This is a genomic window from Enterococcus sp. 22-H-5-01, assembly GCF_050310005.1.
In the GTDB taxonomy this organism is placed as follows: domain Bacteria; phylum Bacillota; class Bacilli; order Lactobacillales; family Enterococcaceae; genus Enterococcus_A; species Enterococcus_A hailinensis.
On the sequence record NZ_CP189994.1, the window covers coordinates 322,973 to 348,397 of the forward strand.

The 25,425-nt window shown below is 35.8% G+C and carries 20 protein-coding genes; 8 read left to right on the forward strand and 12 right to left on the reverse strand.

All coding sequences use genetic code 11. From position 1 onward, the window contains the following. Positions 1-6 precede the first annotated feature (6 nt). The gene (locus ACQKTA_RS12535; protein ID WP_427814632.1) at positions 7-795 is read left to right on the forward strand and encodes a hypothetical protein; all 789 of its coding nucleotides are present in this window, start codon (positions 7-9) and stop codon (positions 793-795) included. 5 nt (positions 796-800) lie between these two features. Here ACQKTA_RS12535 and ACQKTA_RS12540 read toward each other — a convergent pair whose 3' ends face one another. Beyond that, positions 801-1,184: a hypothetical protein gene (locus tag ACQKTA_RS12540; RefSeq protein ID WP_332579698.1), complete on the reverse strand. Its 384-nt coding sequence runs from the start codon at positions 1,182-1,184 to the stop codon at positions 801-803. Positions 1,185-1,495: 311 nt separating this feature from the next. Between ACQKTA_RS12540 and ald the strand changes: the two genes are divergently transcribed. From ald to ACQKTA_RS12555, 3 genes are all read left to right on the forward strand, one after another. Then, positions 1,496-2,623 carry an alanine dehydrogenase gene (gene ald / locus ACQKTA_RS12545; protein WP_427814633.1) on the forward strand — a complete coding sequence of 376 codons (1,128 nt, stop codon included), beginning with the start codon at positions 1,496-1,498 and terminating at the stop codon, positions 2,621-2,623. 102 nt (positions 2,624-2,725) lie between these two features. Then, on the forward strand, positions 2,726-4,423 hold the full coding sequence (locus ACQKTA_RS12550) for a M3 family oligoendopeptidase (RefSeq protein ID WP_427814634.1): 1,698 nt from the start codon (positions 2,726-2,728) through the stop codon (positions 4,421-4,423). A 179-nt stretch (positions 4,424-4,602) separates the two neighbouring features. After that, positions 4,603-6,348 carry a putative polysaccharide biosynthesis protein gene (locus tag ACQKTA_RS12555; protein WP_427814635.1) on the forward strand — a complete coding sequence of 582 codons (1,746 nt, stop codon included), beginning with the start codon at positions 4,603-4,605 and terminating at the stop codon, positions 6,346-6,348. 192 nt (positions 6,349-6,540) lie between these two features. On the opposite strand, the gene ACQKTA_RS12560 is transcribed toward ACQKTA_RS12555, so the two are convergent. The 6 genes from ACQKTA_RS12560 to serC all read right to left on the reverse strand — a co-directional run bounded on the left by ACQKTA_RS12560 (position 6,541) and on the right by serC (position 13,031). Further along, a complete protein-coding gene (locus tag ACQKTA_RS12560) occupies positions 6,541-6,999 on the reverse strand; it encodes a hypothetical protein (protein WP_427814636.1) in 459 nt (152 codons plus the stop codon). Positions 7,000-7,079: 80 nt separating this feature from the next. Further along, positions 7,080-8,237 carry a trans-sulfuration enzyme family protein gene (locus ACQKTA_RS12565; RefSeq protein ID WP_427814637.1) on the reverse strand — a complete coding sequence of 386 codons (1,158 nt, stop codon included), beginning with the start codon at positions 8,235-8,237 and terminating at the stop codon, positions 7,080-7,082. A 115-nt stretch (positions 8,238-8,352) separates the two neighbouring features. Continuing rightward, positions 8,353-9,453, reverse strand: a complete 1,101-nt coding sequence (locus ACQKTA_RS12570) for an SLC13 family permease (protein WP_427814638.1) — start codon at positions 9,451-9,453, stop codon at positions 8,353-8,355. Positions 9,454-9,537: 84 nt separating this feature from the next. Further along, positions 9,538-10,764: a DUF1015 domain-containing protein gene (locus ACQKTA_RS12575; RefSeq protein WP_427814639.1), complete on the reverse strand. Its 1,227-nt coding sequence runs from the start codon at positions 10,762-10,764 to the stop codon at positions 9,538-9,540. Continuing rightward, a complete protein-coding gene (locus tag ACQKTA_RS12580) occupies positions 10,764-11,948 on the reverse strand; it encodes a phosphoglycerate dehydrogenase (protein WP_427814640.1) in 1,185 nt (394 codons plus the stop codon). The genes ACQKTA_RS12575 and ACQKTA_RS12580 overlap by 1 nt, the downstream gene beginning before the upstream one ends. After that, complete coding sequence (gene serC, locus ACQKTA_RS12585; RefSeq protein WP_427814641.1) at positions 11,949-13,031, reverse strand: 3-phosphoserine/phosphohydroxythreonine transaminase; 1,083 nt, start codon at positions 13,029-13,031, stop codon at positions 11,949-11,951. 261 nt (positions 13,032-13,292) lie between these two features. On the opposite strand from serC, the gene ACQKTA_RS12590 reads away from it, so the two are divergent. Next, positions 13,293-13,592, forward strand: a complete 300-nt coding sequence (locus ACQKTA_RS12590; protein ID WP_427814642.1) for a DUF2316 family protein — start codon at positions 13,293-13,295, stop codon at positions 13,590-13,592. 35 nt (positions 13,593-13,627) lie between these two features. Here ACQKTA_RS12590 and yjeM read toward each other — a convergent pair whose 3' ends face one another. The 3 genes from yjeM to ACQKTA_RS12605 all read right to left on the reverse strand — a co-directional run bounded on the left by yjeM (position 13,628) and on the right by ACQKTA_RS12605 (position 18,083). Then, on the reverse strand, positions 13,628-15,115 hold the full coding sequence (gene yjeM / locus ACQKTA_RS12595; protein WP_427814643.1) for a glutamate/gamma-aminobutyrate family transporter YjeM: 1,488 nt from the start codon (positions 15,113-15,115) through the stop codon (positions 13,628-13,630). A gap of 618 nt (positions 15,116-15,733) precedes the next feature. Next, positions 15,734-17,329, reverse strand: coding sequence for an ABC transporter (locus ACQKTA_RS12600; RefSeq protein WP_427814644.1), 1,596 nt, complete (start codon positions 17,327-17,329; stop codon positions 15,734-15,736). Next, entirely contained in the window at positions 17,319-18,083 is a 765-nt protein-coding gene (locus ACQKTA_RS12605) for an ABC transporter ATP-binding protein (protein ID WP_427814645.1), read from the reverse strand. Before ACQKTA_RS12605 ends, ACQKTA_RS12600 begins: the two co-directional genes overlap by 11 nt. A gap of 278 nt (positions 18,084-18,361) precedes the next feature. On the opposite strand from ACQKTA_RS12605, the gene ACQKTA_RS12610 reads away from it, so the two are divergent. After that, a complete protein-coding gene (locus ACQKTA_RS12610) occupies positions 18,362-20,674 on the forward strand; it encodes an HAD-IC family P-type ATPase (RefSeq protein ID WP_427814646.1) in 2,313 nt (770 codons plus the stop codon). A 94-nt stretch (positions 20,675-20,768) separates the two neighbouring features. Here ACQKTA_RS12610 and ACQKTA_RS12615 read toward each other — a convergent pair whose 3' ends face one another. Both ACQKTA_RS12615 and ACQKTA_RS12620 read right to left on the reverse strand, forming a co-directional pair. Next, positions 20,769-22,121: a dihydrolipoyl dehydrogenase family protein gene (locus tag ACQKTA_RS12615; RefSeq protein ID WP_427814647.1), complete on the reverse strand. Its 1,353-nt coding sequence runs from the start codon at positions 22,119-22,121 to the stop codon at positions 20,769-20,771. Positions 22,122-22,237: 116 nt separating this feature from the next. Then, positions 22,238-22,696, reverse strand: a complete 459-nt coding sequence (locus ACQKTA_RS12620) for a MarR family winged helix-turn-helix transcriptional regulator (RefSeq protein WP_427814648.1) — start codon at positions 22,694-22,696, stop codon at positions 22,238-22,240. 136 nt (positions 22,697-22,832) lie between these two features. Here ACQKTA_RS12620 and ACQKTA_RS12625 point away from each other — a divergent pair, with 136 nt between their 5' ends. Further along, a complete protein-coding gene (locus ACQKTA_RS12625) occupies positions 22,833-23,423 on the forward strand; it encodes an isochorismatase family protein (protein ID WP_427814929.1) in 591 nt (196 codons plus the stop codon). A gap of 232 nt (positions 23,424-23,655) precedes the next feature. Further along, positions 23,656-25,353 (forward strand): malolactic enzyme, encoded by a 1,698-nt coding sequence (locus ACQKTA_RS12630; protein ID WP_427814930.1) that lies wholly within the window; start codon positions 23,656-23,658, stop codon positions 25,351-25,353. Positions 25,354-25,425 lie beyond the last annotated feature (72 nt).

Consider the following 25,425-nt stretch of genomic DNA (forward strand, 5'->3'; position numbering starts at 1 on the left):
TTACGATTGATTTATTCTGAAGATATCATGAAAGATAGTTTTTGGCTGTTATATGCAGATCTTTTTTTATTAAGTGAAAAACAAAAGCAAAAGTCATTAAGTACTAACTTTTCATTAGCTTATCACTACGAGACCCACTATGAATTTGCTGAAACACTCAGTAAACGATTGATCGAACCCTTGAGTGAGCAACAGAAAGATGAATTAGCCACGATTTTAATTAATCAACATCTTTTCCATGCAAAAACGAAAGAATTTATCAGCGTTGTACAAGATCGTAAACGCGACTGTCTTCAATTAATGGAAGCTTTCCACGCTCATTGTGTTTATCAATTACGACAATTGGTTGTTGACTTTACTGAGCAATATCAATTATTCAATACACCTGAATTTATTGATAATTACATTTACCAAATCATCGCTACGATCCCTCGTTGTATGGACGGTATGAAACAAAGTGAAAAACCGATAGATATTACGATTATTTCGACCGATTCAAAAATGCAAGAGGCTTTATTGACAGAGTTTATCAAATTTTCGATCCGTGGAAATTATCGACTGCAACAAATTGGAATAGATGAAATACAGGGCGATAATCTACTACCCGTATTTAATCGGAGTGATATCGTAGTCAGTACCTCCACCTTCGACGTGCCAAATTGTCAAACCCCTATCATCGCAGTTGAACTTTGTCCCAGCATCCAATCATTGAATAAAATCCAAAATTTAATCGATCAATTGCAAAGAGAACGTAGTCAAAAATTTATAGAAACAAATAAAAACACAGTAGAATAATTATTCTACTGTGTTTTTTCATTTTTTAATCGGGATAATTCTTTTTCCATAGAATTTTTTTCTGCTGTCAAACTATCGATCATACGCTGATATTTTTCTTTCCCATTTTTTTTACGAATCAAGTTCAATTCAACAAATGAAAATAGGATAACTATTAACGCTAAGAGAATCACAACAATTGAAATAGCATTCAGATTCACTCGTAGTAATGTATACAACAATACGATGATAGCAATGACCGTTTCGATGATACTCAATTTTGCTCGACGTCCACCGCCAAAAATGATTCGATTTAAGGTTGATCCGTTAAGCAATCCTTCATAGCGTATCAATCGAGCTTCAAGAAAACTAATTTGTTCTTTTAATAAGTCAATCCGTTGTTCCGGCATAATTATTTCGCTCCTTATACTCTGGCTCTATTATCTCTACTAAATGCCTTTTAAGCAAATATTTTCTGGTCTATCTAATCGATATTTTCCTTTTTGTTAAACAAATAGAAAATATCGACCAAAATTCTTAATAATTAAACTCTCTCTAGCACATGATACTAATTAATTATAAGCTTTTTTATCATGGCCTATTATCAAAATAGTTAATAATACTAGGCAAATTCTTATTTGAAATATTCACAAAAACCTGTACAATTATAGTGTAAGCGAATTCGTTTTCGCGCGAAAACTGTCAAAAAGGAGTGTGTCAAATGATTATTGGAATTCCAAAAGAAATCAAAAACAACGAAAATCGAGTAGCCCTTCCCCCTTCTGGTGTCTTTGATCTAACAAATCGTGGTCACAAAGTCTTAGTGGAAAAAGACGCTGGTAAAGGTTCTGCCATTTCAGATGATGAATACATCGAAGCAGGTGCAACGATTATTGAGAACGCAGCGGATGTTTGGGCTGCTGAAATGGTGATGAAAGTAAAAGAACCATTACAAGAAGAATATAAATACTTCCGCAAAGGACTACTCCTATTTACTTATTTACACTTAGCGGCAAATAAACCACTAACCGAAGCATTGATTGAAAGTGGCGTAAATGCGATTGCTTATGAAAATGTTCAACCAGCAGACAACACACTTCCTTTACTAGCTCCAATGAGTGAAATTGCTGGTCGCATGGCTGCACAAATCGGTGCCAACTATTTAGAACGTATCAATGGTGGCAAGGGTATTTTATTATCCGGTGTTCCGGGTGTGCGTCGAGGGAATGTAGTAGTGATCGGCGGCGGTGTCGTTGGTTTGAACGCTGCAAAAATCGCTGTCGGATTAGGTGCAAATGTAACGATTTTAGATGTTAGTGTTGCTCGATTGAAAGAATTAGATATCATTTTTGGTAACAGTGTCCAAACCATGATGTCTAACAGTTTCAATATTCAAGAATGTTTGAAAACTGCCGATTTAGTCATTGGCGCTGTTTTGATTCCTGGCCATAAAGCACCTACTTTAGTAACTAAAGAAATGGTGGCTGCAATGCCTGATCACTCTGTAGTTGTCGATGTCGCTATCGATCAAGGAGGAATTTTCGAAACAGAAGATCACGTAACGACCCATGATGATCCTACGTACGTTAAAGAAGGAATCGTCCATTATGCTGTAGCTAATATGCCGGGTGCAGTTCCGCAAACAGCAACCCATGCTTTGAGTAACAGCACAATGACCTATGCCAATATCCTAGCTAATAATCCATTAGAAAAAGTATTAGCTGATAATTTAGCTATCCGTCGCGGTGTGAATACTTTCAATGGAAGCTTAACCTTAGAAGCAGTGGCAAAAGATTTATCAATGGATTATACTCCGATCAACGATTTATTAGCGCCAGCAAATTCATAGGAATAAAAAACCTGTCAGCTCTTACTGACAGGTTTTTTTGGTATAATGAAGGATATTATATTTTAATAACAATTTTTACTACAAGACTGGAGGATCTTATTTATGTTTTCTGACTTTCTATATGAACGTCCGGATCTAGCACAATACAAAAAGGAATTTGAATCCGCAACGCAAACATTTTCAACAGCCAAAAATTATACCAATGCGAAACACGCCATGAAAAAATTAAATGCGATGCGCAGTGAAATGACTAAAAATATGAAGTTGGCGTATATTCGCCATTCTATCAATACAAAGGATGATTTTTACAATCAAGAAAATGAATTTTGGGATCATCATGAACCACTAGTTGATCAACTACATAATACCTTTTATCAAAGTCTGCTCGCTTCTCCTTTTAAAACGGACTTACTGAATGACTATCCAGAAACACTTTTTCTTTTTGCAGAAGATCAACTCGCTTTATTAAACGAATCAGTCATTGAATTGAAACAAAAAGAAAATGAAGTCGTTAGCCGCTATACTCAATTGATTGCTTCTGCAGAATTATTGTTCGATGGAAAAAAATGTACCCTTTCTGAATTAGCAGCATATTTCAGTCAACCTGATCGTGAACTACGTAAAACGGCGCAAGAATCCTACATTCAATTTTTTAGTAAGCATGAATCAGAATTCGATCAAATTTTTGACCAACTCGTTCATTTAAGAGATCAGCAGGCAAAAAAATTAGGTTTTGCAAATTATGTGGAATATGGCGATCGTTTGATGAATCGTTGGAGTTATAATCGTGAACAGCTTCAGAATTTTCGTAGATTTATCATTGAAAATGTTGTACCGATCAATCAAAAACTATATAAAAGACAACAAGAACGTCTGGATATAGCATCATTGGAGTATTATGATTTACCCCTTGTCTATCCCAAAGGAAATCCTCAACCTCATGGTAACGCTGAAACATTGGTTCACGAAGCAAAAAAAATGTATCATGAATTATCTACAGAAACCGGCGAATTTTTTGATCAAATGATTGCAGAACAATTAATGGACTTGATTAGTCGGCCTGGAAAACAAAGTGGTGGCTACTGTGAATACATTGATGAAGTCAGAATGCCTTTTATTTTTGCAAATTTTAACGGTACTTCTGATGATGTCGATGTCCTGACCCACGAAACTGGTCATGCCTTCCAAAGCTATCTGTCACGCTGGATTGAAGAACCTGAATTAGTTTTTCCAACTTCAGATACTGCTGAGATCCATTCAATGAGCATGGAGTTTTTAACCTGGCCTTGGATGTCTAACTTTTTTGGAGAAGAAAGTAAAAAGTATCAATTTGCTCACTTAAGCAGTGCCCTAGAATTTCTGCCCTATGGAGCATTAGTTGATCATTTTCAAGAAAAAGTCTATTCACATCCTGAATGGACACCAACAGAGCGAAAAAATTGCTGGCGCGAATTAGAAAAATTGTATTGTCCTGAACGTGATTATCAAACATCTGAAGCGTTGGCGCGTGGAATTTATTGGTACCGTCAAGGTCATATTTTTGAAGTTCCTTTTTATTATATTGATTATACGTTAGCTCAAGTTTGTGCATTACAATTTTGGCAACGAGCGATCGTCGAACGAGATCCTACGACTTGGACGGATTACCTCGCTATTTGTCGCATCGGCGGCAGTAAAACATTTTTAGAAACAATTAAAACCGGCCACCTCGCTTCCCCTTTCGATCAAAATAAAATGAAGTCTTTACTTACTGTTGCCGATGATTATTTATCAATGATCAATGAATCTGACTTATGTTAATTGTGAATAATAAAAGCCTCTTCTAATTTAAGAGGCTTTTATTATTTTATTTATCAACCACTAAATATAAATAGAACTATATAGATTATCCGTTTTTTCTAATAATTTGCTGACAGGATTGTATCTCAGCGGAATAACGGGTAAAATATGGAGGACACTTTTGTAGAAAGCTGGTTTATATGACTGAAAAAAATTTACATGAGGCGGAGTCGCAAAATAGTTCTTCACGAGTGGCCCGTTATCACACTGAGAAGGCTCCAATCGTTAAAAAGGAACCTGATGAAGAAGTAGCCGTTGCGACTACTGCACCAAAGAAACAAGCCACGGCTCAAGAAAAAATGGTACAAAGCACTGCCTGGCTGACTGTCGGAAATATTTTTTCCCGTCTTTTAGGAGCTGTTTATGTCATCCCTTGGTATATGTGGATGCAACCTCACGGGGAAGCTGCCAATTATTTATATACCAAAGGCTACAACGTTTATGCCTTGTTCTTGATGATTTCCACGGCCGGAATTCCAGCCGCCGTTGCCAAACAAACGGCTCGATACAATTCCATGAATGAGTATGGATTAAGTAAAAAATTACTTTTTTATACATTACGCTTGATGACCATTGGTGGTATTATCTGTGCAGGTATTATGTACTTGGGAGCCCCTTTCTTAGCTCAAGGAAATGCGGATTTGATTCCGGTTATGCGCTCACTAAGCGTAGTTTTATTGATTTTCCCAGCAATGAGCGTAATCCGAGGTTTCTTCCAAGGAAATAACAATATGAAGCCCTATGCTATTTCACAAATCGTTGAGCAGATCGCTCGAGTTTGCTATATGCTAGCGACAGCTTATATCATTATGCAAGTCAATCAAGGCAGCTATAAAACAGCTGTTGTCCAATCAACGTTTGCTGCATTTATCGGTGTAGCCTTCGCAATGGCCGTTTTACTGGTTTCATTATTAAAAGAACGAGCTACATTCAGAGAAATGATCAAAGAGAGTAGCAATAAGGTTAGTTTTTCTGGACGTCAATTAGTCTTACAAATGATTGCCCAAGCTATTCCATTCATCATTGTCGGTAGTGGAATCAGTATTTTTAAATTGATCGATCAATATTCGTTTGAATCGATCATGGGAATGGTCACAAATTATTCTGCTGCTAAAAATGCAGAACTATTTGCTTTAATTTCTGCCAACCCAGATAAATTGACTATGGTCGTGATCGCATTAGGAACAGCGATGGCAACTGCTGGACTTCCATTGATCACAGAACGCTTTACTAAAAAGGATCATGTTGGATTGGCAAAACTAGTAACGAATAATATTCAGTTACTATTCTTTGTCATGATGCCTGCGACTATTGGGATGATCGTTCTTTCATACCCATTGAATACATTGTTCTATCGCCCTAATCTGCAAGGCGCTCACCTATTGGCTGCTTCTTGTATCGTTGGAATCATGATGGGGTTGTTTATGGTTTGTTCAACAATGCTTCAAGGACTGGATGGAAACATGCAAGCTGTTTGGTTCTTAGGAGTGGGTATTTTAGTCAAAGTTTTGACTCAGTTCCCATTGATCTATATGTTCCGCTCATACGGTCCTTTGATTGCTACCTTTGTCGGCTTGTTCGTTGCAAATATGTTTTTATTGGATCGGATTCATGTACTGACCGGATTTGCCTTTCGAGATACTCTTAATGCTATTGTTAAAATCGCCGGCATGTCAATTGCAATGGGGATCATAGCATTTGTTGTGAAATTTATTTGTGAGGCCGTTCTAAGCTCTGATTCTAAAGTTCAATCGATGATTATTATCTTAATCGTTGCGGCTCTAGGAGGATTGAGTTATATCGTCCTAGCTTTAAAAACACGTATGGCTGATAATTTACTAGGACCAAGAGTAGATGGTATTCGCCGTCGTTTACACATTAAATAGTTTTTTATGACACGTATGATATTACGTGTCTTTTTTATAAAAAAAAACAACTCAAATACGTTTATTTGGGTTGTTTTTGAACTATTCAAATAGTTAGAATGCTTATATATTTTTTAAAATTTAAGTCATCTCAATAGCCACGTGAAGATCAAAGCATTACTCTCTAAAAACAATAGGCTTCTGGATTAAAACTTATTGATTTTCTTTCAATAGATTCCGCCAAGTAATCATTGTCTTATTGACATGATTCAAAACTTCCAACTCCGTTTTTTTAGGATCCGCAGCCTCTGATTGATAAAATTTTTCGAGCTTTTCGTAATTATTTTGTAACTGAGTCAAAATTTTTTGATTTTCTATTTCTTCCAACAATAGGCTGTCTGCTTCAGCTTTCAATTGTTGAACAACAAATGGCGTCGTCTCTTGAAAATAAACGTAACCATATTTATTCAAATTGTTCTTATAAGATTGCATTGTTTGAATCGAAACTTCTATTACTGCAGCGATGTCTTTCGTTTTATCTGGCACGGTAATCGTTTCCGTCGTTTCAGCTACTGGCTGCTTTTTCTTGTTGCTCTGGCGCCATAAAATAAATATAAATAGGCCAATAACGATAATTGCTAGTAAAATTTTGGGGATGTTACTACTTCCCATTCACGTTCACTTCCTCTAAATGATGTTCCTATTATACCGAAAAAAAAGTGCGTTGGGATAAAAATCCCAACGCTATTTATTTATTTTTCTATTTTTTCTTCAACTTTGGCTAATGCTTGGGTCAAATCAGCTAATAAATCGGCTGTATCTTCAATGCCTACAGATAATCTTAATAACCCATCAGTCACTCCTTGCTTCTCTCGCTCTTCTTTCGGCACACAAGCGTGACTCATCGTCACAGGATAAGACAAGATTGATTCAACCCCACCTAAGCTAACAGCAGCGATCGGTATTTTTAAAGCTTCTGCAAAAGCGAAAACCGCTTCTTGATCCGCTAATTCAAAGGATAAAACAGCTCCACCAGATGAGGCTTGCTGTTTTTGGATCTCATATCCAGGATGACTTTTTAAGCCGGGATAATTGACCTTTTTTACTGCCGGATGCTGATCTAACATCTGACTAATTTTTTCTGCACTGCGAACACTTTGTTCCATCCGTAGCCCCATCGTTTTGAGTCCACGCATCGTTAACCAGCAATCTTCAACACCTAAAATACCGCCCAATACTTTTTGTTGTAAAAAGATTTGTTCATGCCACACCGGATCATTTGTAATGACTAATCCAGCGACGACATCGCTATGCCCATTGATAAACTTTGTAGCGCTATGGATCACGATATCCACTCCTAAGTCTAAAGGGTTTTGAAATTGTGGTGTCATAAATGTATTATCAATCATCGTGACTAATCCATGTGCTTTAGCAATCGAGACAACGCCAGCAATATTAGTTACCGAAAGCAATGGGTTAGATGGTGTTTCAAGATAAAGTCCTTTAGTATTTGGTCGGATCGCCTCTTCCCAAGCAGTTAAATCTGTTTCATCTACAAAAGTTATCTCAATTCCAAAGCGTTGCATGACCTCATTGACTAATTGAAAAGTCCCACCATAGATGCTTTTACACATCACTAAATGATCGCCTTGATCAAAGCTCAATAAAACTGCTGAAATAGCACTCATTCCAGAAGCGAAAGCTACAGCGTAATTCCCATTCTCCATTGCCGCAACTGCCTCTTCTAGAGCTGCACGCGTTGGATTTCCGAAACGAGAATACGTATACGGTTGTCCCTCTTTGATTGACGTTTGTTTAAATGTCGAGCATTGATAAATCGGAATCGATGATGCCCCAGTCGTTTCATCAAAGGCACGATAGCCGTGTATTAATTTAGTATTATTTTCCATCAGAAATCCCCCTTTTATCTACAATTTAAGCTTATCATTTTTAAAAGCGTTTTCATCGTTTTTAGAAGAATTCCCATAGAAAATTTAGCTAACTTTTAGTAAAAGCTAGCTAATTCTAATGGATCACAAAATAAAAGATTCCACCTAAAACCAGTAAGAGCGTAAAATTGATGACACTGAATAAAACTAAGAATTTTTTTGTTTCATTCGAATAGTATTCGCGAAATAAATTATAGCCGATTAAGTTTGCTAAGGAAGCAATCAAGGTTCCTAATCCGCCGATATTCACACCTAAAATCACAGCTTGTTGATTTGTCGTAAATGGTGCAATCAAAAATGCTGCAGGTACATTAGAAATGACTTGGCTTAATCCTAAGCTGGCTAAATAAACACTGTGCCCATTCAATGACTGTAAAAAGTTTTTGATAGCAGCCATTTGGCCAATATTTCCCACGATAATAAAAAAGAAAACAAAAGTCAGTAATAGACCATAGTCGACACGAGCAAATAATTCTCGACGATAAAATAGAATGATTAATGCGACTAACGCCACCGCCCATAAATATGCAAAAATATTTAAAACAACTAGAATCATCACAAGCATCAAACCGGCTAACAAAAAGCCTTCTTTTTTATCTACTACTTGTTCTTCAAAAGTCATTTCCGATAAAGGATCTTTTTCTACAAAAAAAGTCAGCAATCCAATCAATACACTACTTAATACTAAGACTGCTCCCATCCATGACAAAAATTGACCTAATTCAACATGATAGAAGTCATATAAGTATAAATTTTGAGGGTTTCCAAAAGGAAAAAAACTACTTCCTAAATTTGCTGCTACAATGATCAATACCGCGCCCAAAAAACGCCCTTTAAACTGTGGGAGTATTTGTAATATTTCCAAATAGATCGGTAATAACGTCAAAATCGCTACGTCATTTGTCAAAAACATTGAACCAATCAAAGCTAAAATGATCATTAGTTGAACTAATTGGCGACTATCTTTTGAATAATGCATCAACTTTTGAGCAACAAAGCGTAAAAAACCGATTTCTTCAAATCCCTGAATCAATAACATCAAACCAAATAAAGTCAAGATAACTTTGAAATCAATATCTCCAATCGAAAAGCGACCAATAAGACAGCTGATAATTGCTAATAGAAATGAGAAACTCAATAATTTATTGTTTTTAAAATAATTTAGAACTTTTTTCATATATTCTCACCTCCATCTTTAGAATACCTTAGCAAACAAAAATTTTACAAAAAAAAGACTCTTAAAACAAGAGTCTTTTAAAAGTTATTTTGTTTCTAAATCATGTAAAAACAATCCACTTAACAGTTTCGGTTCAAACCAGGTAGACTTTGGCGGCATGATCTGTTTTGCATCAGCCACTGTTAACAAATCCTTCATTTGAGTCGGATACATTGAAAAGGCCAATTGATAGGCACCAGAGTCGACCAACTCTTCTAATTCCGCTGTCCCACGAATTCCACCGACAAAATCAATTCGCTGATCTGTTCGAATATCCTTGATGTCAAAAATATATTCTAATATATATTTTTGTAACAAAGCGACATCTAATTTTCCAACTGGGTCTTGAGGTATTTTCCCAGGTTTAATGCTTAAGGTATACCAAGCTTGACCATCGTATAGTTGGCAATCCCCCGCTTGAGTTGGTTTCTTGTGCTGTGTTTTTGTTATCGTATAATTTTCAGCCATACGGGGAAAGAAATCTTCAGGTACATCAACGTTGAGCACTCGATTGTACTCCCAGATCGCTAATTGGTCTTCTGGAAAAATGATCGATAAGAATTTTTCCGTTTCACTATTTTGTTCCCCGTTTTTTCTTTTTTCTAGACCGACTTTCACTGCTGATTCTGTTCTATGATGCCCATCAGCAATATACAGAGCATCAACTTTCGTAAATAAATCACTAATTGTTTGAATCGTTAATGGGTCATCAATCATCCACACACGATGAGTCACTTCATGAAAACTAGTAAAATCATAAATGGGTCTATGCGTAGATTTCCATTCTGCTACTAATACTTGAATGTCATTCTGTGGTCGATAGCTTAAAAAAATCGGACTTGTATTAGCATCACACGTTCGGATATGATTCATTCGATCGATTTCTTTTTCATGACGAGTAAATTCATGTTTTTTTATTTTTTCATCTAGATAATCTTGGATAGACGTACAAGTCACGATCCCTGTTTGGCTACGTCCATCCATTACTAATTCATATAAGTAAAAAGCAGCAGCTGCTTCTTTTACTAACCAACCTTTAGCTAAAAAATCGGTCAAATTTTTAGCTGCTGTTTGATAGACCTCTTGATCGTAAACAGAAATGGATTCTGAGACATCAATCTCTGCTTTATCAATATGGAAATAGCTGTAAGGATTGCCTTGAGCCAATTCTTGAGCTTCCTGTGAGTTCACGACATCGTAAGGCAAAGCGGCTACTTTATAAGCCAATTTTCTATCCGGTCGAATAGCTTTGAACGGCGATACTTGAACCATTAAAATTCCCCTTCCTGATGTTTGATAACCCGCACACGGATAATGCCAGCAATTTGATTTAATTTTTCAGTAATAGCAGAAATTTTCTCAGGATCTTTTTCAGAAATATCGACTAAAGTATAAGCATAGTCATCTTTTCCGCGATTGACCATATTATCAATATTAACTTCTAAAGCAGCAATCTCAGAAGCAATTACTCCTAACATATTCGGAACATTTTGATTGATTACTGTAATCCGGTATGGCGAATCAAAGGCCATCTCAACCGTAGGAAAGTTGACTGAACGCTTGATGATGCCTGTTTCTAAAAATCGTTTCAAGCCACGTGCGGCCATTTTGGCACAATTCACCTCTGCCTCTGCTGTAGATGCACCTAGATGCGGCAATACAGTAATTTTTTCGTTATGCAATAATTTCTCTTCTGCAAAATCAGTCGTAAATCCAGCAAGTTGATTTTTATTGATTGCTTTCAAAACGGCATCCGTATCAACGATTTCGCCACGCGCAAAATTAAGTAGTTGAGCGGTCGGCTTCATCTGCGATAATTCTTTTTCACTAATCAAGTGATGTGTTTGATCATTCAGTGGTACATGGATCGTAATAAAATCGCAATTAGTTAAAACCTCTTTTAAATCCTGAGCCCGTCGCACTCTTCTAGAAATGCTCCATGCAGTATCAACGGAAACATAGGGATCATATCCAGTTACTTCCATTCCTAATCGATACGCATCATTGGCGATCATTGCTCCAATAGCACCTAAACCAACTACTCCTAATTTTTTGCCTTCTAGTTCCGTTCCAGCGAACTGAGCTTTTTTAGCCTCTGCTTGTTCGTCCACATCAGAACCACTAAGCTGCTGAATCCAACCGATTCCTTTTACCATTGGTCGAACAGCTAATAATAAACTAGCGATCACTAACTCCTTGACTGCATTTGCATTCGCTCCTGGTGTATTAAAAACAACGATACCATTTTCAGTGCATTTTTTTACTGGTATATTGTTTGTGCCCGCGCCTGCTCGGGCAACAGCTAATACAGATGCAGGAAAATCATACTCATGGAGTTTTTGACTTCTTAAAATGATTCCATCTGGATCATTCTTCTTATTGATTTGATAATTTTCTTGATCAAATCGTTCTAATCCTTCAGGGGCAATCGCATTGAATGTTTTTATTTGAAACATTTACTTCCCTCCATGTTCACTTTCAAATTTTTCCATCAAGGTTACTAATGCTTTGACACCCTCAAGCGGAAAAGCATTATACAAACTCGCTCGCATTCCGCCGACAGAGCGATGCCCCTTTAGGTTTTGAAACCCTTCAGCTACAGCTGATTGATTGAAAGCTTTATCTAATTCCGCAGTTCCTGTAATAAACGGAATATTCGTCAAAGAACGACTATCCTGTCGAACCGGACTTTCAAAAAGAGCTGATTTTTCGATAGCATCATATAACACTGCTGCTTTTTCTTTGTTCTGCTTAAGAATACTATCAATACCACCTTGTTCCTTCAACCATTCAAAAACTAACTGAGCGATATAAATACTATAGGTCGGCGGTGTATTATACATCGAATTATTTTTGACTTGTAAAGTATAGTCGAGCATTGGGGAAAAAATGGCCTCTTGATTTAATAAGTCTTCACGAATAATCACAACCGTCAATCCTGCCGGACCAATATTTTTCTGGGCTCCTGCATAAATCAAACCAAAATCAGTTACTTGATAATCATTAGCTAAAATATTTGACGACATATCAGCTACAATAGGAACTTTTCCAAAATTTGGGATAGTCGTATAGGCTGTTCCTTCAATCGTATTGTTGGTTGTGATATGAACATATGCAGCTTCTTGATCTACTGTTTGCGGCAACTCGGGAATATAACTGTAATTTTTATCTTGACTTGAGGCAATAATTTCAACATCAACTTTCGGGATTGCTTTTGCTGCAGCGATCGCCTTTTTAGACCATGAGCCTGAATCTACATACAAAGCTTTTTTACCTTGAGCTAAGTTCAACGGCACCATACTAAACTGCAGACTAGCCCCTCCCTGAAGAAATAATACTTTATAATTATTAGGAATCTCCATTAAATCTCTTAATAAAGATTCTGTCGAACAAATAATTTCATCAAATAAGGAGGACCGATGACTCAGCTCCATAACCGATATGCCGCTACCTCTGTAATTTAGCAATTCGGATTGTGCAATTTCCAATACTTTTTGGGGTAAGACTGCTGGGCCAGCTGAGAAATTATAAATTGTCATATACTATCGCTCCTTCTTAAGATGTGATTTCAATTATAACAGATGTCTTTAAATGATAAAAGCTTAATCCAAAACTAATTAATCAGCAATTTAATCAATTTGATACAACTCCACTTATTTATTTGATGAAAATAGCGATGTAAATCTTTAATTGATTATTTACTTAAAAAGACAACTATTTATTTGACAACTAAAATAGAATGGATTACTCTTCTTATAGTTTAAATTACAACTATTTATTTTAAGAAAGAAGCGGATACCATGTCTTTAACTGCTCAACAAACACTCGATACAAAGAAAGAATTTCAGGAAAATTTTGAACGTACTGGTTTAACTTTAGAACAAATAGCCGAAGATTTGCATACTTCACCTGCCATCATTGCGGATACGTTAGTATTAAACGTTTCTCGAATTGAAGATCCTTGGGTTTTAAAAAATTATTTAAAGTCCGTGCTTGATAAAAAAGGTATTGCTAGCGTTCCTTTTAGCGCACTAGTAGGAGATTATCATCGTCATTGGTTTTTAAATAGCCGCCGAATTGAAAAAAGAAAGATTGGATAAAAAAATCCTCAGCAATTTCTGCTGAGGATTTTTTGTTATTCTGCTTTTGAACGTCGAATATAATTTTGGTAAAGAATAATACCCACAATTGTAAATCCAAGTGGACCAGCAATCATCCATAATGTATCGTGTGCACCTGCACCTTCAATGATTGGTTGGAAAATCGTAAAGACATTCGCACCTAAAACAAGTAAGAAGACGACAACACTAATCACAATTGTTAATCCATAAGATTTATATACTTCAAATGGACGATCCAAACCTGGTTTTTTCTTAAATTTAGGGAATGCATAAATTAAGAAAAGGTATGGTAATGTCATTGAGACATTCGCCATCAATGTCAAGATCTTATAAAACGCTGATGGATCAGGCGTTCCAAATGATGCAATTAAGATGATTGCCACAACGATTAAACATTGTACCCACATCGCATAACTTGGCATACCATTTTCATTCAATTCTGTAAATTTCTTAGGCCATAATTTTTTAGGCGTTCCCATAATCAACGTTTTTAATGGTGAATAAGTCAATGTGAAGAACGCACCGCTATAGGCTAAGAACATTCCTAAACCAGTGTAGCGCGCAAACCAATTACCCATGCTGATAGCAGCAGAATGGCTCAGGCCGATAGCATTACCGAATTCTACTCCCAAGTTATTCATCATAACATATGAGATATTTCCTAAGTTTGTTGTATCACCTGATAAAACATCTTGCCAGTTTGTACTTACACCCCAAAGGAAGATTCCTAGAGCGTATCCTACAGAAATAATCAAAGCAGAGAGAACAACTGCTTTAGGGAATGTTTTTTCTGGATTTCTTGTTTTATCCACCATCCCACCGACAGCTTCTAAACCACCATAAGCAAAGATAGCAAATACAGCAAAACCTAATAAACCAATCGGACTTTGGTAACTAGGATTTGGAGAATGTAGGATGTGATCAAATGGTTGAGCTAAATGTCCACCCTTAGCAACCAAGATAATTCCTGAAATCACGATCAATACTACATTTAAACTTGTTACAGCAAGTCCACCTAGACTAGTAATTTTAACGATTCCTTTGACCCCTTTGATAGAGACTAAAGTAACGATTACCATCCAGACACAGGCTAAGATCCCAACCATTTGCGTTGAGTTTAAACCAAACATGTGTAATTTTTGTGTTTGGTCACTCCCAGCAAAGGCTGTTGTAAAAGGAATCCAAACTTTAGATGATGTAGACACCATCCAGACAACGTAAGAAGCAAACCACATAAATGTTCCGATAAATGCAAAACGTGGTCCTACGCTGACTTCTAACCATTTATACATTCCGCTATTTTCACCTTTGATTGTTGAACCAAATTCAGCCATCATCAAGGCAAATGGAATGAAAAATAGAATTGCAGCTACGACATAAAAGACGATTGAGCCATACCCCATCAAGTAAAAGGCTACCGGTCCGTTGGCAAACCCGAATACTGAGGTAAAGATCATCATGACCAGAGCGCCAAGCGTCATGCCTTTTTCTGCTTTGGACATTGAAACCACTCCTATTCAATTAATTTAGGGGTTGTTTTTTTTTAATTTATTCGATCTATATAACTAGTTATTAATTAGACAATAATAACTCAAACAAAGTAAAACCCCGACTATAACTTTACAATGAAAAAATACACTTTGCAAGTTATCAATATTTTATAAATATTCTGAAAAATCTCTTCTTAATAGAGTTAGCCCTATCTGTATATTTAAAAGAAAAGATTAAAAAATAACGCTTACAACAAAAATAAAAACGTGTCTGTATTTCTCTTTAAAATAATCTATGTTAGAAATAATTTAAAAAAGCTGTTATATCACACGTTATTATTCATCTTTTCAAAAAATTTTTTTATCTCAGCAATCATAATTGATGATAAAAATTAAAAAAAGACAGTCTTATTGACTATCTTTCAAAATTATTATCACTAAAGTTGTGTTTATTTTTTTACTAATGTTTTTATTTAATTTTAGACTGTCTAAAAATTTGTTTTTTTTTATCAAAATACCATTTTTCTACCACTCAATTTAAATTCTATAAAATTTAAATCTTAATTGAGTAATCATAATTGTTCGTCAAAGTTACGTACGCATTGACTTGTAGCTATTACCTATTCCTGATTACTGGATAAATTTTTTCCAAAAATTATTATGATTGATCCAAATCCAAGCACCTGACATAATCAAAAGCCATAGTAATACAAGCACGTTTATAATTGACGCATTGAAATTTGAACTAATAGCAAAAGCATATAATGAGATGAGGATCACTCCAAGAATAATGACTGCCATCATCCATAAGACTAATCCAAAATTTCCTCCTCCTCGAGTAAATAGTTGATTCACATTGGTCCAAGTAACATTTAGCAACCGATAATCCCGAGTAAAAAAGTGTAAGGAAAGCAAGTATGTCCCAAAAATCACCCCAACCAAGAAAGACAAAAGCAAGCTTAATGGTAAATGAACGATACTTGCGATGATCAAACCGATAATCCCTGAAATTACTAGCTGTAGTTTACAACCGATCCAAAATTTTTGTTTCAGATAGCGATGCATTGATAATGGTAACGATTGAATAAATGAAAAATTTTCACGATCCAGCGATATAAAGTTACTGACAAATGATGTCTGATTCATCATTACACTAGAAAAAACGATCCCTGTTAAAAATAAAACACCAAAATATTTATTTGAAAGTCCCTGTAAATTTATAACATTTGTTGATATGATCGTAGCCATCATCACGATTGGCATGATTAAAGAAGATGTCAAGACTTGCATGATCAGGGATGGATTTTTTATCAATTGAAAATTGTAATTGCTTAACTGCCTTTTTAAAGATTGATTGCTTTTGTGTTTTCTTTTGGTAGCAAAGTCCTGGGCTCCCTCATCACTGAATTGCTCATAGAGACTGGGGATCACAAATCCTTTTAGGATTGCAAATAAGATGACTGTTACGAATAAAATACTTAAAAGCATCAACAATCCTTCAATCGAAAATAACTGATGCAGGACTTGATAAAAAGGTAAGAACAAACTGATTGGTGCCCGGTCTGTCCGAACACTTTCATAGCTACCTGAATTTTGCGTGAAATTGATTGCTAAAATCCCGCCGATAGATATCAGCATTGAAAAACCTAACATCAAACTAGTAAATAATTTTTTATGCCGGCGAAATAATTTAGTTTTCGTTAACCCAAAAACAATCAAGCTACATAGGCTAAACAATAAAAAGAAAAAAACCAAAAATAGGACGATTGCGAAAAGAATAGCTAAGACAATAGGTATTCCACTCTTAAAAGCTGTTAAAAAGAATAAAACTAACAGTGGCAATAAAAATGGGATGATCGTCATTCCTACTGCTAAAAATTTAGCAATGAACACTTGGCTTTGTTTAATTGGCAAAGATAAATAGTCCATCAAGTCTTTACTCTCAAAAAAAACATTGAAGATAGCCGATAAGGATTGCGAAAAACCAATCAAAGAAAACAAGGCCATATAATAAGTGAAGTAGCCCGGTAATTTTCCAAAATCAATCATTACCATTGTTAATCCATAAATGATGACAAAAATAATTCCAGACATCAAATATTGTCTCAAGATGCTATGAATAACCTTCTTACCTACATGGCCTTTTTTACGAACTTGATTAGTGGTAGATGGATTCACGTACAGCATGTTTACAGCAATCAATTTTTTGATGAGTTCACGATTCATTATCTTGCCCCACTTCCAACTCCGCTATTAGGTCTTCATCTGACTGTCGTCCAGTCATTTTTAAATAAATACTTTCTAAAGACGCTCCAGGATGCGCATTGAGTAAATCAACTACAGATCCGTTATAAAGCAATTCTCCTTGTTTCAAGATAGCTAAATCATCACACAATTGCTGAGCGCTGTCTAATACATGGGTTGAAAAAATAACCGTTTTCCCTTTTTCAGCATGCTGACGGATCATCTTTTTCAAGTCAAAGGCAGCTTGCGGATCTAGTCCTTGCAGTGGTTCATCTAGGATCCAAATATCCGGGTCAGGTAACAGTGCTCCGATAATAATCGTTTTTTGCCGCATTCCGTGAGAAAAACTTTCGATTGTTTCATCTTCATGACCAACCAAGGAAAACAATTCGATCAATTCTTGACGCCTATCATCACTGGCTTGAAGTTCATATGCTGCAGAAATTAAATCCCAATATTCATTGGCGGTTAATTGTAAGAAAATATCTGGTGAATCAGGAACATACGCGATTTTTTGTTTGATTGCTAAGCGATTCTCTTTTAGATTTTTACCATCAAAGAAGATTTCACCTTGAGACGGTTCTAAGATGCTCACTAAACTTTTGATAGTCGTTGATTTTCCAGCTCCATTGTGTCCCAAAAAACCGAAAATCTTACCTGCTTCAATCGTTAAATTCAAATTATTTAATGCCTTTTTATTTCCGTACGTCTTCGTTACTCCAACTAATTCAATCATGTTTACTCACTCCTTTTTTCTACTATACGAGAAAAAGCAACGCCTGACAATCACTTACTGATTAAGAACCTAACACTTAGATTAAACTAGCTTTTCTAAAACTTTTTTTAGTTATCTTTATTATTTTTCAGGTATTCTGAGAAATTTTCTCAGCAAAACACCTATAATTTGTAAACATTTTACTAATTTTAACGTATTCTTGACGTTATTTTTATTGATTAGTATAAGCTTAAACTAATACTACTGAATACATTCTTATTTAACGGAGGCACTTATTTATGTACAAATTTACTGGACTAACAACAGAGGAAGTGGAAAAAAGGCACAGCGCTGGTCAACACAATGAACAAAATTTAAATCCAGGAAAAACGATTGGAACAATCATCCGAGAAAATACGTTTACCTTGTTTAATCTGCTCAATTTTTTATTGGCGGCCTGTTTATTTGCAGTGAAAGCATATAGCAATATGTTTTTCATTGTCATCATTATTATGAACATTACGATTGGTATCGTCCAAGAGATTCGAGCAAAAAAAATGGTGGAACGTTTAACTTTATTAGCTCAGAGTGATATCACTGTCATACGAGATGGCAAGAAACAAAAAATTGCTCCTAATCAATTAGTCTTAGGTGACTATGTTCAGTTGAAATCTGGTGAACAAATCCCTAGTGACATGAAAGTATTGGATGGCAAAGCCGAAGTGAATGAGTCGTTACTGACTGGAGAATCAGATACAATCCTAAAAAAAATAGGGGATCCGCTTTTATCTGGCAGTTTTTTAACTAGCGGTCAGGTATTGGCAGAAGTTAAACATGTCGGTGCGGATAATTACGCAGCTAAAATAATCAATGAAACCAAGTCTGCTAAACCATTAAAATCAGAATTGATTGGTTCGATTCGTAAGATATCAAAGTTCACTAGTTTTATCATCTTGCCAATCGGAATTTTACTATTTATAGAAGCTTTCTTTCTAAAGCATAGTGCGACAAATACAGCCGTCGTAGCTTCTGTTGCCGCTTTATTAGGTATGCTGCCAAAAGGTTTGGTTCTGTTAATTAGTATTGCCTTGACAACCGGTGTTTTAAAATTAGCTAAAAAGCAAGTATTAGTCCAAAACATGTATGCAATCGAAAATTTAGCCCATATGAATGTTCTGTGTTTAGACAAAACAGGGACTTTAACAGAAGGCAAGATGCAAGTAGAAGGACTGCATTATTTAAACGATACTTATAAAAAATCGCTACCTGATTTAATGAAAAATTATCTTTCAGCAACCGATGATAGTAATCCAACTGCACAAGCTCTTAAACAATTCTTTGGCGAAGGCCAAACGAAAGCAGCTGAACAGATACTCCCCTTCTCATCAGAAAGAAAATATGGGGCTGTGACATTTGAAGATCATCAGACTTTGTACTTAGGATCGCCTGAAAATCTCTTAGCGGCAAATCAAATTCCTGAGATCATCCAACAGTATCAAGCATCAGGGCTACGAATTCTTTTGATCGCACTGAGTACAACTGCCATTCAAGATGTCCCACTTGATTTAATGCCTATCGCCTTTATTACTTTAAGCGATCCAATTCGCGACAATGCTAGAGAAACATTGGATTTTCTTGAAACGCAAGCAGTTGATTTAAAAATCATTTCGGGTGACAATCCTAAAACTGTAGCGGCGATTGCCGAAAAAGCTGGTTTTAAAAATTATCAAACGGCGATTGATCTTTCCGATTATTCAGATGAAAGTGATATCCGCCAGTTGGCTCATAGCCATTCAATTTTTGGTCGAGTGACACCGCAGCAAAAAAAATTATTGATCCATGAATTAAAACAGCAAAATCAAACTGTCGGTATGACTGGTGACGGTGTTAATGACATTCTAGCCCTACGAGAAGCTGATATTTCAATTGCGATGGCTGAAGGTGATGATGCAACTCGTCAAATTGCAGATATCGTTTTGTTAGACTCAGATTTTGGCAAACTGCCTGCAATCATTTTTGAAGGTCGACGGGTAGTTAATAATATCACTCGTTCTTCAGGCGTATTTTTTATTAAGACGATTTATTCTTTACTTGTTTCTCTATTTTGTATTTTGTCCGTCTCAACGTTTCCATTTATCCCACTGCAAATTACATTGATTGATTTAGCAATCGAAGGTTATCCCGCCTTTTTCTTATCTTTTGAAAAAGACAATCAAAAAATCATGGGACGCTTTTTACCTACCGCGATCAAACGCGCTTTACCAAGCGGATTGCTCGTTATGGCTAATATTCTACTTGTATGGCTGTTAGAAAAACTCTTTCTACCCTCCGCCGATGCTCGTACCTTGATGTATTATCTTTTGATTGGGATTAGTTGTTTTGCGGTCATGAAATCTTGTCAGCCATTCAATCAGTTACGTCTTTTTCTTACCATAACTACAACTATCGGAAGTTATATAGCAATCATCTTATTCCATCAATTGCTATCTGTAGGGACGCTTTCACCACTGACATTTGAACTATTTATTATTTTTATGCTGGGTAATCTACTCTTTTGGAAGCCACTGGCTAAACAAGTACAAAAGTTGAAATTGGCCTTTTTACAAATTTAAAATACTAAAAAACGTGAAACAAATCAGTGCAGGATTTGTTTCACGTTTTTCATCGTTGCTTAAAGTAATAATTTATCTTAATCGTACTATATTTTTACCCCATTGCTTGCATAAGGTAGAAAGGTAAATTGTAATCTAAGGTTGGAAAAGCGTACAACATTTTATCCAAGTCCATTAAAGACAATTTATTTTGGATGATGGTGGTTAAACTATTAATTACTTCCGGCGCTTCATTACTATAATTTGCAGCTCCAACTAGATTTTTTGATTGATCAAAAATCAATTTCATTGCAGACTCTTTTTCATTCATGGCTTTGTAGTCCCAAGTATTGGCCAAATCAATTGTTTTGATCGTATATTTTTCAGGGTTTTCTGTAGCCTCACTTGTTGTTACACCTACTTGAGCAATTCTTGGAAGCGTAAAAGCAGCGGTCGCAATCAAAGGATAGTCGATTTCTGCTTGTGTTTGACCAGTAAATAAACGGGTTAAATATCTGGCTTCAAAAGCGGCTGTTGGTGTTAATTTAGGCACTTCTTTTTTGACAACATCTCCGCTAGCATAAATATTTTTTTGTGTAGTTTGAAGATAACCGTCGACAATGATTCCTTGGCGGTCATAGGTTACGCCCGCTTTATCTAAGCCGACATGTTCAACATTCGGAATACGACCAGTCGCATCGATCACATAGTCAGCGGTGATTTGTTTGCCTCCGTCCGTTGTAACGATCAACTGATCCGCTCCATTTTTTTCAACTTTTGTTACTGCTTGGTTAAAGTGGAAGGACACACCCTCATTACTCATTTTCTTAACTAATTTATCCGCAAATTCTGAGTCAAAACCACTCAATGCCCGCGAACCAAATTCAATGATCTGCACGTTTGCTCCAGATGAAACTGCAATTGATGCTAATTCCATCGATACATATCCAGCTCCCACAAAGACCATTTCCTTTGGCAATTTTTCCAAATCAAAAAAGTCAGTACTGCTTTTTAGTAATTCTTTACCTTCAATATTTAAACGAGCTGGTCTTTGTCCAGTAGCAATCACAAATTTTTCTGCGGTATACTTTTCATTTTTTACTTCGATCGTTGTTGGATCTGTGAATTCTGCATGACCAAAAATAAAGGTCACGCCTACTCGTTCTAAAAGTCCTTGAACTTGATCAGCTAATGGGTCAATGATTGTATGTTTATGCTGCATTAATTTTTCCCAATTGATTGATGCATCCAAAGGATTCAAACTTACTTCTTCATATTGTTTCATAATTTCTAGTGCTTTGACCGGACCATCTAATACCGCTTTTGCATCGCAACCAAAATTCGTACAAACACCAGCTACTTTATTTTCTTCGATGACGCCTACTTTTTTTCCAGCCATTGCTAATGGTAATGCTGCGTTCCAAGCAGCTTGTCCACTACCGATAAATAAAACATCAAAATTTTTCATTGTATAACCTTCTTTTTTAATTTTAAGTCGCACACGATATATTAGCTAAAAAATTCTTTGAACTATACTACTGTACACTTCAAAGAGGATTGCTCTCAATTTTTAATGAATCTGAACTATTCGTTTATCAATTCTTTAAGCCCATGATTGATCTTCAAAACAGTATTTAACGCATTTTGATAAGACAACATATCTGAATCTAATTGATTTCCGATACATGTTTCAATCGCTTGAAGAACAGCATCCTTATTTTCATTGGCTTTCTCTGTCAAACAAATTTCTAATTGACGTTTATCAGACGTTGGTCGGTTTCTAACAACCCATCCATGATCCTCTAGCCGCTTTAATAAAGGTGTTAACGTATTACTTTTAAGCGACAACTCTTCTGACAAATCCTTTAGACTTTGACGATCATTTTCCCAAAGCGATAATAAAACGATGTATTGAGGATAGGTCAATTCAAATGGTTTTAATGCTTGCTGATAAAATTTATTAAATAAACGATTTGAATCATAAATCGCAAAACAAAGCTGATTAGTCAAATTCAATTCATTTCGAGAAACATTTTTAGTCATATAAAAGCTCCTTAATATATCGCGTGCGATTTATTATATCTTAATTCTTTTCTAGATTCTTGTAAAGTAAAAAATATTATTGTCAAAATTTACTTTTTTCTGCTATGATCCAGTTATAAAAAATAAGAAAGCCGGAATATCAGTGATTCAAACTTTAGATTTATCAAAAACAGCCTTTATCTCTATTGACTTACAAGAAGGAATTTTAAATTCTGGTACGCTTCTCCCTCATTCAAATACCGAGGTGCTTGAAGCAAATAATCAAATTGCCAAAGCTCTTAAAAATACTGATGCCTTGATTACATTAGTCAATGTCGACGTATCTACCTTCCATTATCTACATCCCCATCACTCAGCTGCTAAGCGAACGGAATTACCGGAAGGCTATGCAGAATTATCGATGGGTATCGCATCTGATCCAACCGCTAATAATGTTATTGAAGTAACAAAATACAATCCTGGAGCTTTTTTTGGTACAGATTTAGATTTACAACTTCGCCGTCGAGGAATTGATACTTTGATCCTTACAGGTGTCGCAACTGCGAATGGTGTTTATACCACGGCATTAGATGCTTATCAACACGGTTACCACTTATTAGTCATTGAAGATGCTTGTGCTGACCGTGATGAACAATTGCACACTATCTTTTTTGAAAAATTATTCCCTAAAATCAGCCATCCATTGAAAACAGCTGAAATAATGAAATTGATTCAACAAGCAAAATAATATTTATTTTCAAATTAAAGCTCATCCAAAAATTTTTAATAAATTTTGGATGAGCTTTTTTATTTTTGATTGATTTTAGCCTAAAGCTAATTTATTGATATTAATCAACAAAATGCTAAATTAAGTAAGATAAACGCTGGTATATCAATATTTAAAAGCAGAAAAAAGATTATTAATAACTAAATAAATTGCAATTATATGGTCTTTTATATAAATGATATTTATCGTTGCTATGGGTTTTGACTATAAACTTTACTCCCTCGTATACTGCGTATGCAATCAAAACTTTAGGAGGATTTATTTTATGATTACTGGTTTAAATTTATTAAACAACCCATTTCTAAATAAAGGGACAGCATTTACAAAAGAAGAACGTGCGAAATACGGCATCACAGGTATGCTACCTAGTACCGTTCAAACATTAGAACAACAATCTGTTCAAGCATATGGTCAATACTTAAGCAAGCAAACGGATTTAGAAAAACGTATCTTTTTAATGAACTTATTTAACACAAACAGAACGCTATTTTATAAATTGATGGGCCAACATCTGGTTGAATTCATGCCAATCGTTTATGATCCAGTTGTTGCTGATTCAATCGAACAATACAATGAATTATTTGTTGAACCTCAAGACGCTGCCTTCCTTTCAATCGATGATCCTGAAAGTATCAAAGACAGCTTGAAAAATGCAGCTGATGGACGTGATATCCGTTTGATCGTCGTAACAGATGCTGAAGGAATTTTAGGTATGGGCGACTGGGGTGTTAATGGTGTCGATATCGCAATCGGTAAATTAATGGTTTATACAGCTGCAGCTGGAATCAATCCTGCACAAGTATTACCTATTTCAATCGATTCTGGTACCAACAACGAAGAATTATTGAATAACCCACTTTACTTAGGTAACCGTCATGCCCGTGTCGAAGGCGAAACATATTATGAATTCATTGATCAATTTGTTGAAGCTACAACAGATCTTTTCCCTGAATTATTGTTACACTGGGAAGACTTTGGCCGTGGAAATGCTGCAAACATCTTAGAAAAATACCAAGACAAAATCACAACCTTCAATGATGACATCCAAGGAACTGGGATCGTTGTACTTGCTGGTGTTTTAGGTGGTTTGAACATCTCCGGCGAAGCATTGAAAGATCAAACAATCTTGACCTTTGGTGCTGGTACTGCTGGTGTTGGTATTGCTAATATTTTATTAAAAGAAATGGTTCGCCAAGGAACAACTGAGGAAGAAGCGCGTAAACACTTCTATCAAGTAGATAAACAAGGTTTATTATTTGAAGATACTGAAGGCTTGACTCCAGGACAAATTCCATTTGCTAGAAAACGTGCTGAATTTGCGAACAATGCGGAACTTACAAGCTTAGAAGCCGTTGTAAAAACAATTCATCCAACAATCATGATCGGTACTTCTACCCAACCAGGTGCTTTCAGTGAAGCGATCATTAAAGAAATGGCTGCACATACGCCTCGTCCAATCATTATGCCTTTATCAAATCCAACAAAATTAGCTGAAGCAACAGCTCAAGATTTGATCGAATGGACTGACGGAAAAGCATTGATTGGAACAGGGATTCCTGCAGATGACGTTGAGTATAACGGGGTTACTTACCAAATCGGTCAAGCTAATAATGCTTTAATGTACCCAGGTTTAGGCTTAGGTCTGATTGCTTCAACTTCAACACGTGTAAATGATGAAATCATTTCTCAAGCCAGTCGCGCTTTAGGTGGTATCGTTGATGTAACTAAACCAGGAGCATCTATCTTACCTCCAGTTGCAAAAATCACTGAATTTTCTCAAGTAATTGCTGAAACAGTGGTTAAATCAGTCGTTGAACAAAAATTGAATCGCGAAGAAATTTCAGATATCAAAGCTGCAGTTGAAGCTGCTAAATGGGTTCCTGAATACTAAGCGTAATTCCTTTAACCATATGATATAAATACTAACTCTCAAAATGAGGGGGTAGAGTTCCTCTGCTCCCTC

Bases quoted from the DNA above. Each gene is read 5' to 3' on its own strand.
- ACQKTA_RS12540 (WP_332579698.1), bottom strand. From the start codon at position 1,184: ATGCCGGAACAACGGATTGACTTATTAAAAGAACAAATTAGTTTTCTT.
- ald (WP_427814633.1), top strand. From the start codon at position 1,496: ATGATTATTGGAATTCCAAAAGAAATCAAAAACAACGAAAATCGAGTA.
- ACQKTA_RS12550 (WP_427814634.1), top strand. From the start codon at position 2,726: ATGTTTTCTGACTTTCTATATGAACGTCCGGATCTAGCACAATACAAA.
- ACQKTA_RS12555 (WP_427814635.1), top strand. From the start codon at position 4,603: ATGACTGAAAAAAATTTACATGAGGCGGAGTCGCAAAATAGTTCTTCA.
- ACQKTA_RS12560 (WP_427814636.1), bottom strand. From the start codon at position 6,999: ATGGGAAGTAGTAACATCCCCAAAATTTTACTAGCAATTATCGTTATT.
- ACQKTA_RS12565 (WP_427814637.1), bottom strand. From the start codon at position 8,237: ATGGAAAATAATACTAAATTAATACACGGCTATCGTGCCTTTGATGAA.
- ACQKTA_RS12570 (WP_427814638.1), bottom strand. From the start codon at position 9,453: ATGAAAAAAGTTCTAAATTATTTTAAAAACAATAAATTATTGAGTTTC.
- ACQKTA_RS12575 (WP_427814639.1), bottom strand. From the start codon at position 10,764: ATGGTTCAAGTATCGCCGTTCAAAGCTATTCGACCGGATAGAAAATTG.
- ACQKTA_RS12580 (WP_427814640.1), bottom strand. From the start codon at position 11,948: ATGTTTCAAATAAAAACATTCAATGCGATTGCCCCTGAAGGATTAGAA.
- serC (WP_427814641.1), bottom strand. From the start codon at position 13,031: ATGACAATTTATAATTTCTCAGCTGGCCCAGCAGTCTTACCCCAAAAA.
- ACQKTA_RS12590 (WP_427814642.1), top strand. From the start codon at position 13,293: ATGTCTTTAACTGCTCAACAAACACTCGATACAAAGAAAGAATTTCAG.
- yjeM (WP_427814643.1), bottom strand. From the start codon at position 15,115: ATGTCCAAAGCAGAAAAAGGCATGACGCTTGGCGCTCTGGTCATGATG.
- ACQKTA_RS12600 (WP_427814644.1), bottom strand. From the start codon at position 17,329: ATGAATCGTGAACTCATCAAAAAATTGATTGCTGTAAACATGCTGTAC.
- ACQKTA_RS12605 (WP_427814645.1), bottom strand. From the start codon at position 18,083: ATGATTGAATTAGTTGGAGTAACGAAGACGTACGGAAATAAAAAGGCA.
- ACQKTA_RS12610 (WP_427814646.1), top strand. From the start codon at position 18,362: ATGTACAAATTTACTGGACTAACAACAGAGGAAGTGGAAAAAAGGCAC.
- ACQKTA_RS12615 (WP_427814647.1), bottom strand. From the start codon at position 22,121: ATGAAAAATTTTGATGTTTTATTTATCGGTAGTGGACAAGCTGCTTGG.
- ACQKTA_RS12620 (WP_427814648.1), bottom strand. From the start codon at position 22,696: ATGACTAAAAATGTTTCTCGAAATGAATTGAATTTGACTAATCAGCTT.
- ACQKTA_RS12630 (WP_427814930.1), top strand. From the start codon at position 23,656: ATGGGTTTTGACTATAAACTTTACTCCCTCGTATACTGCGTATGCAAT.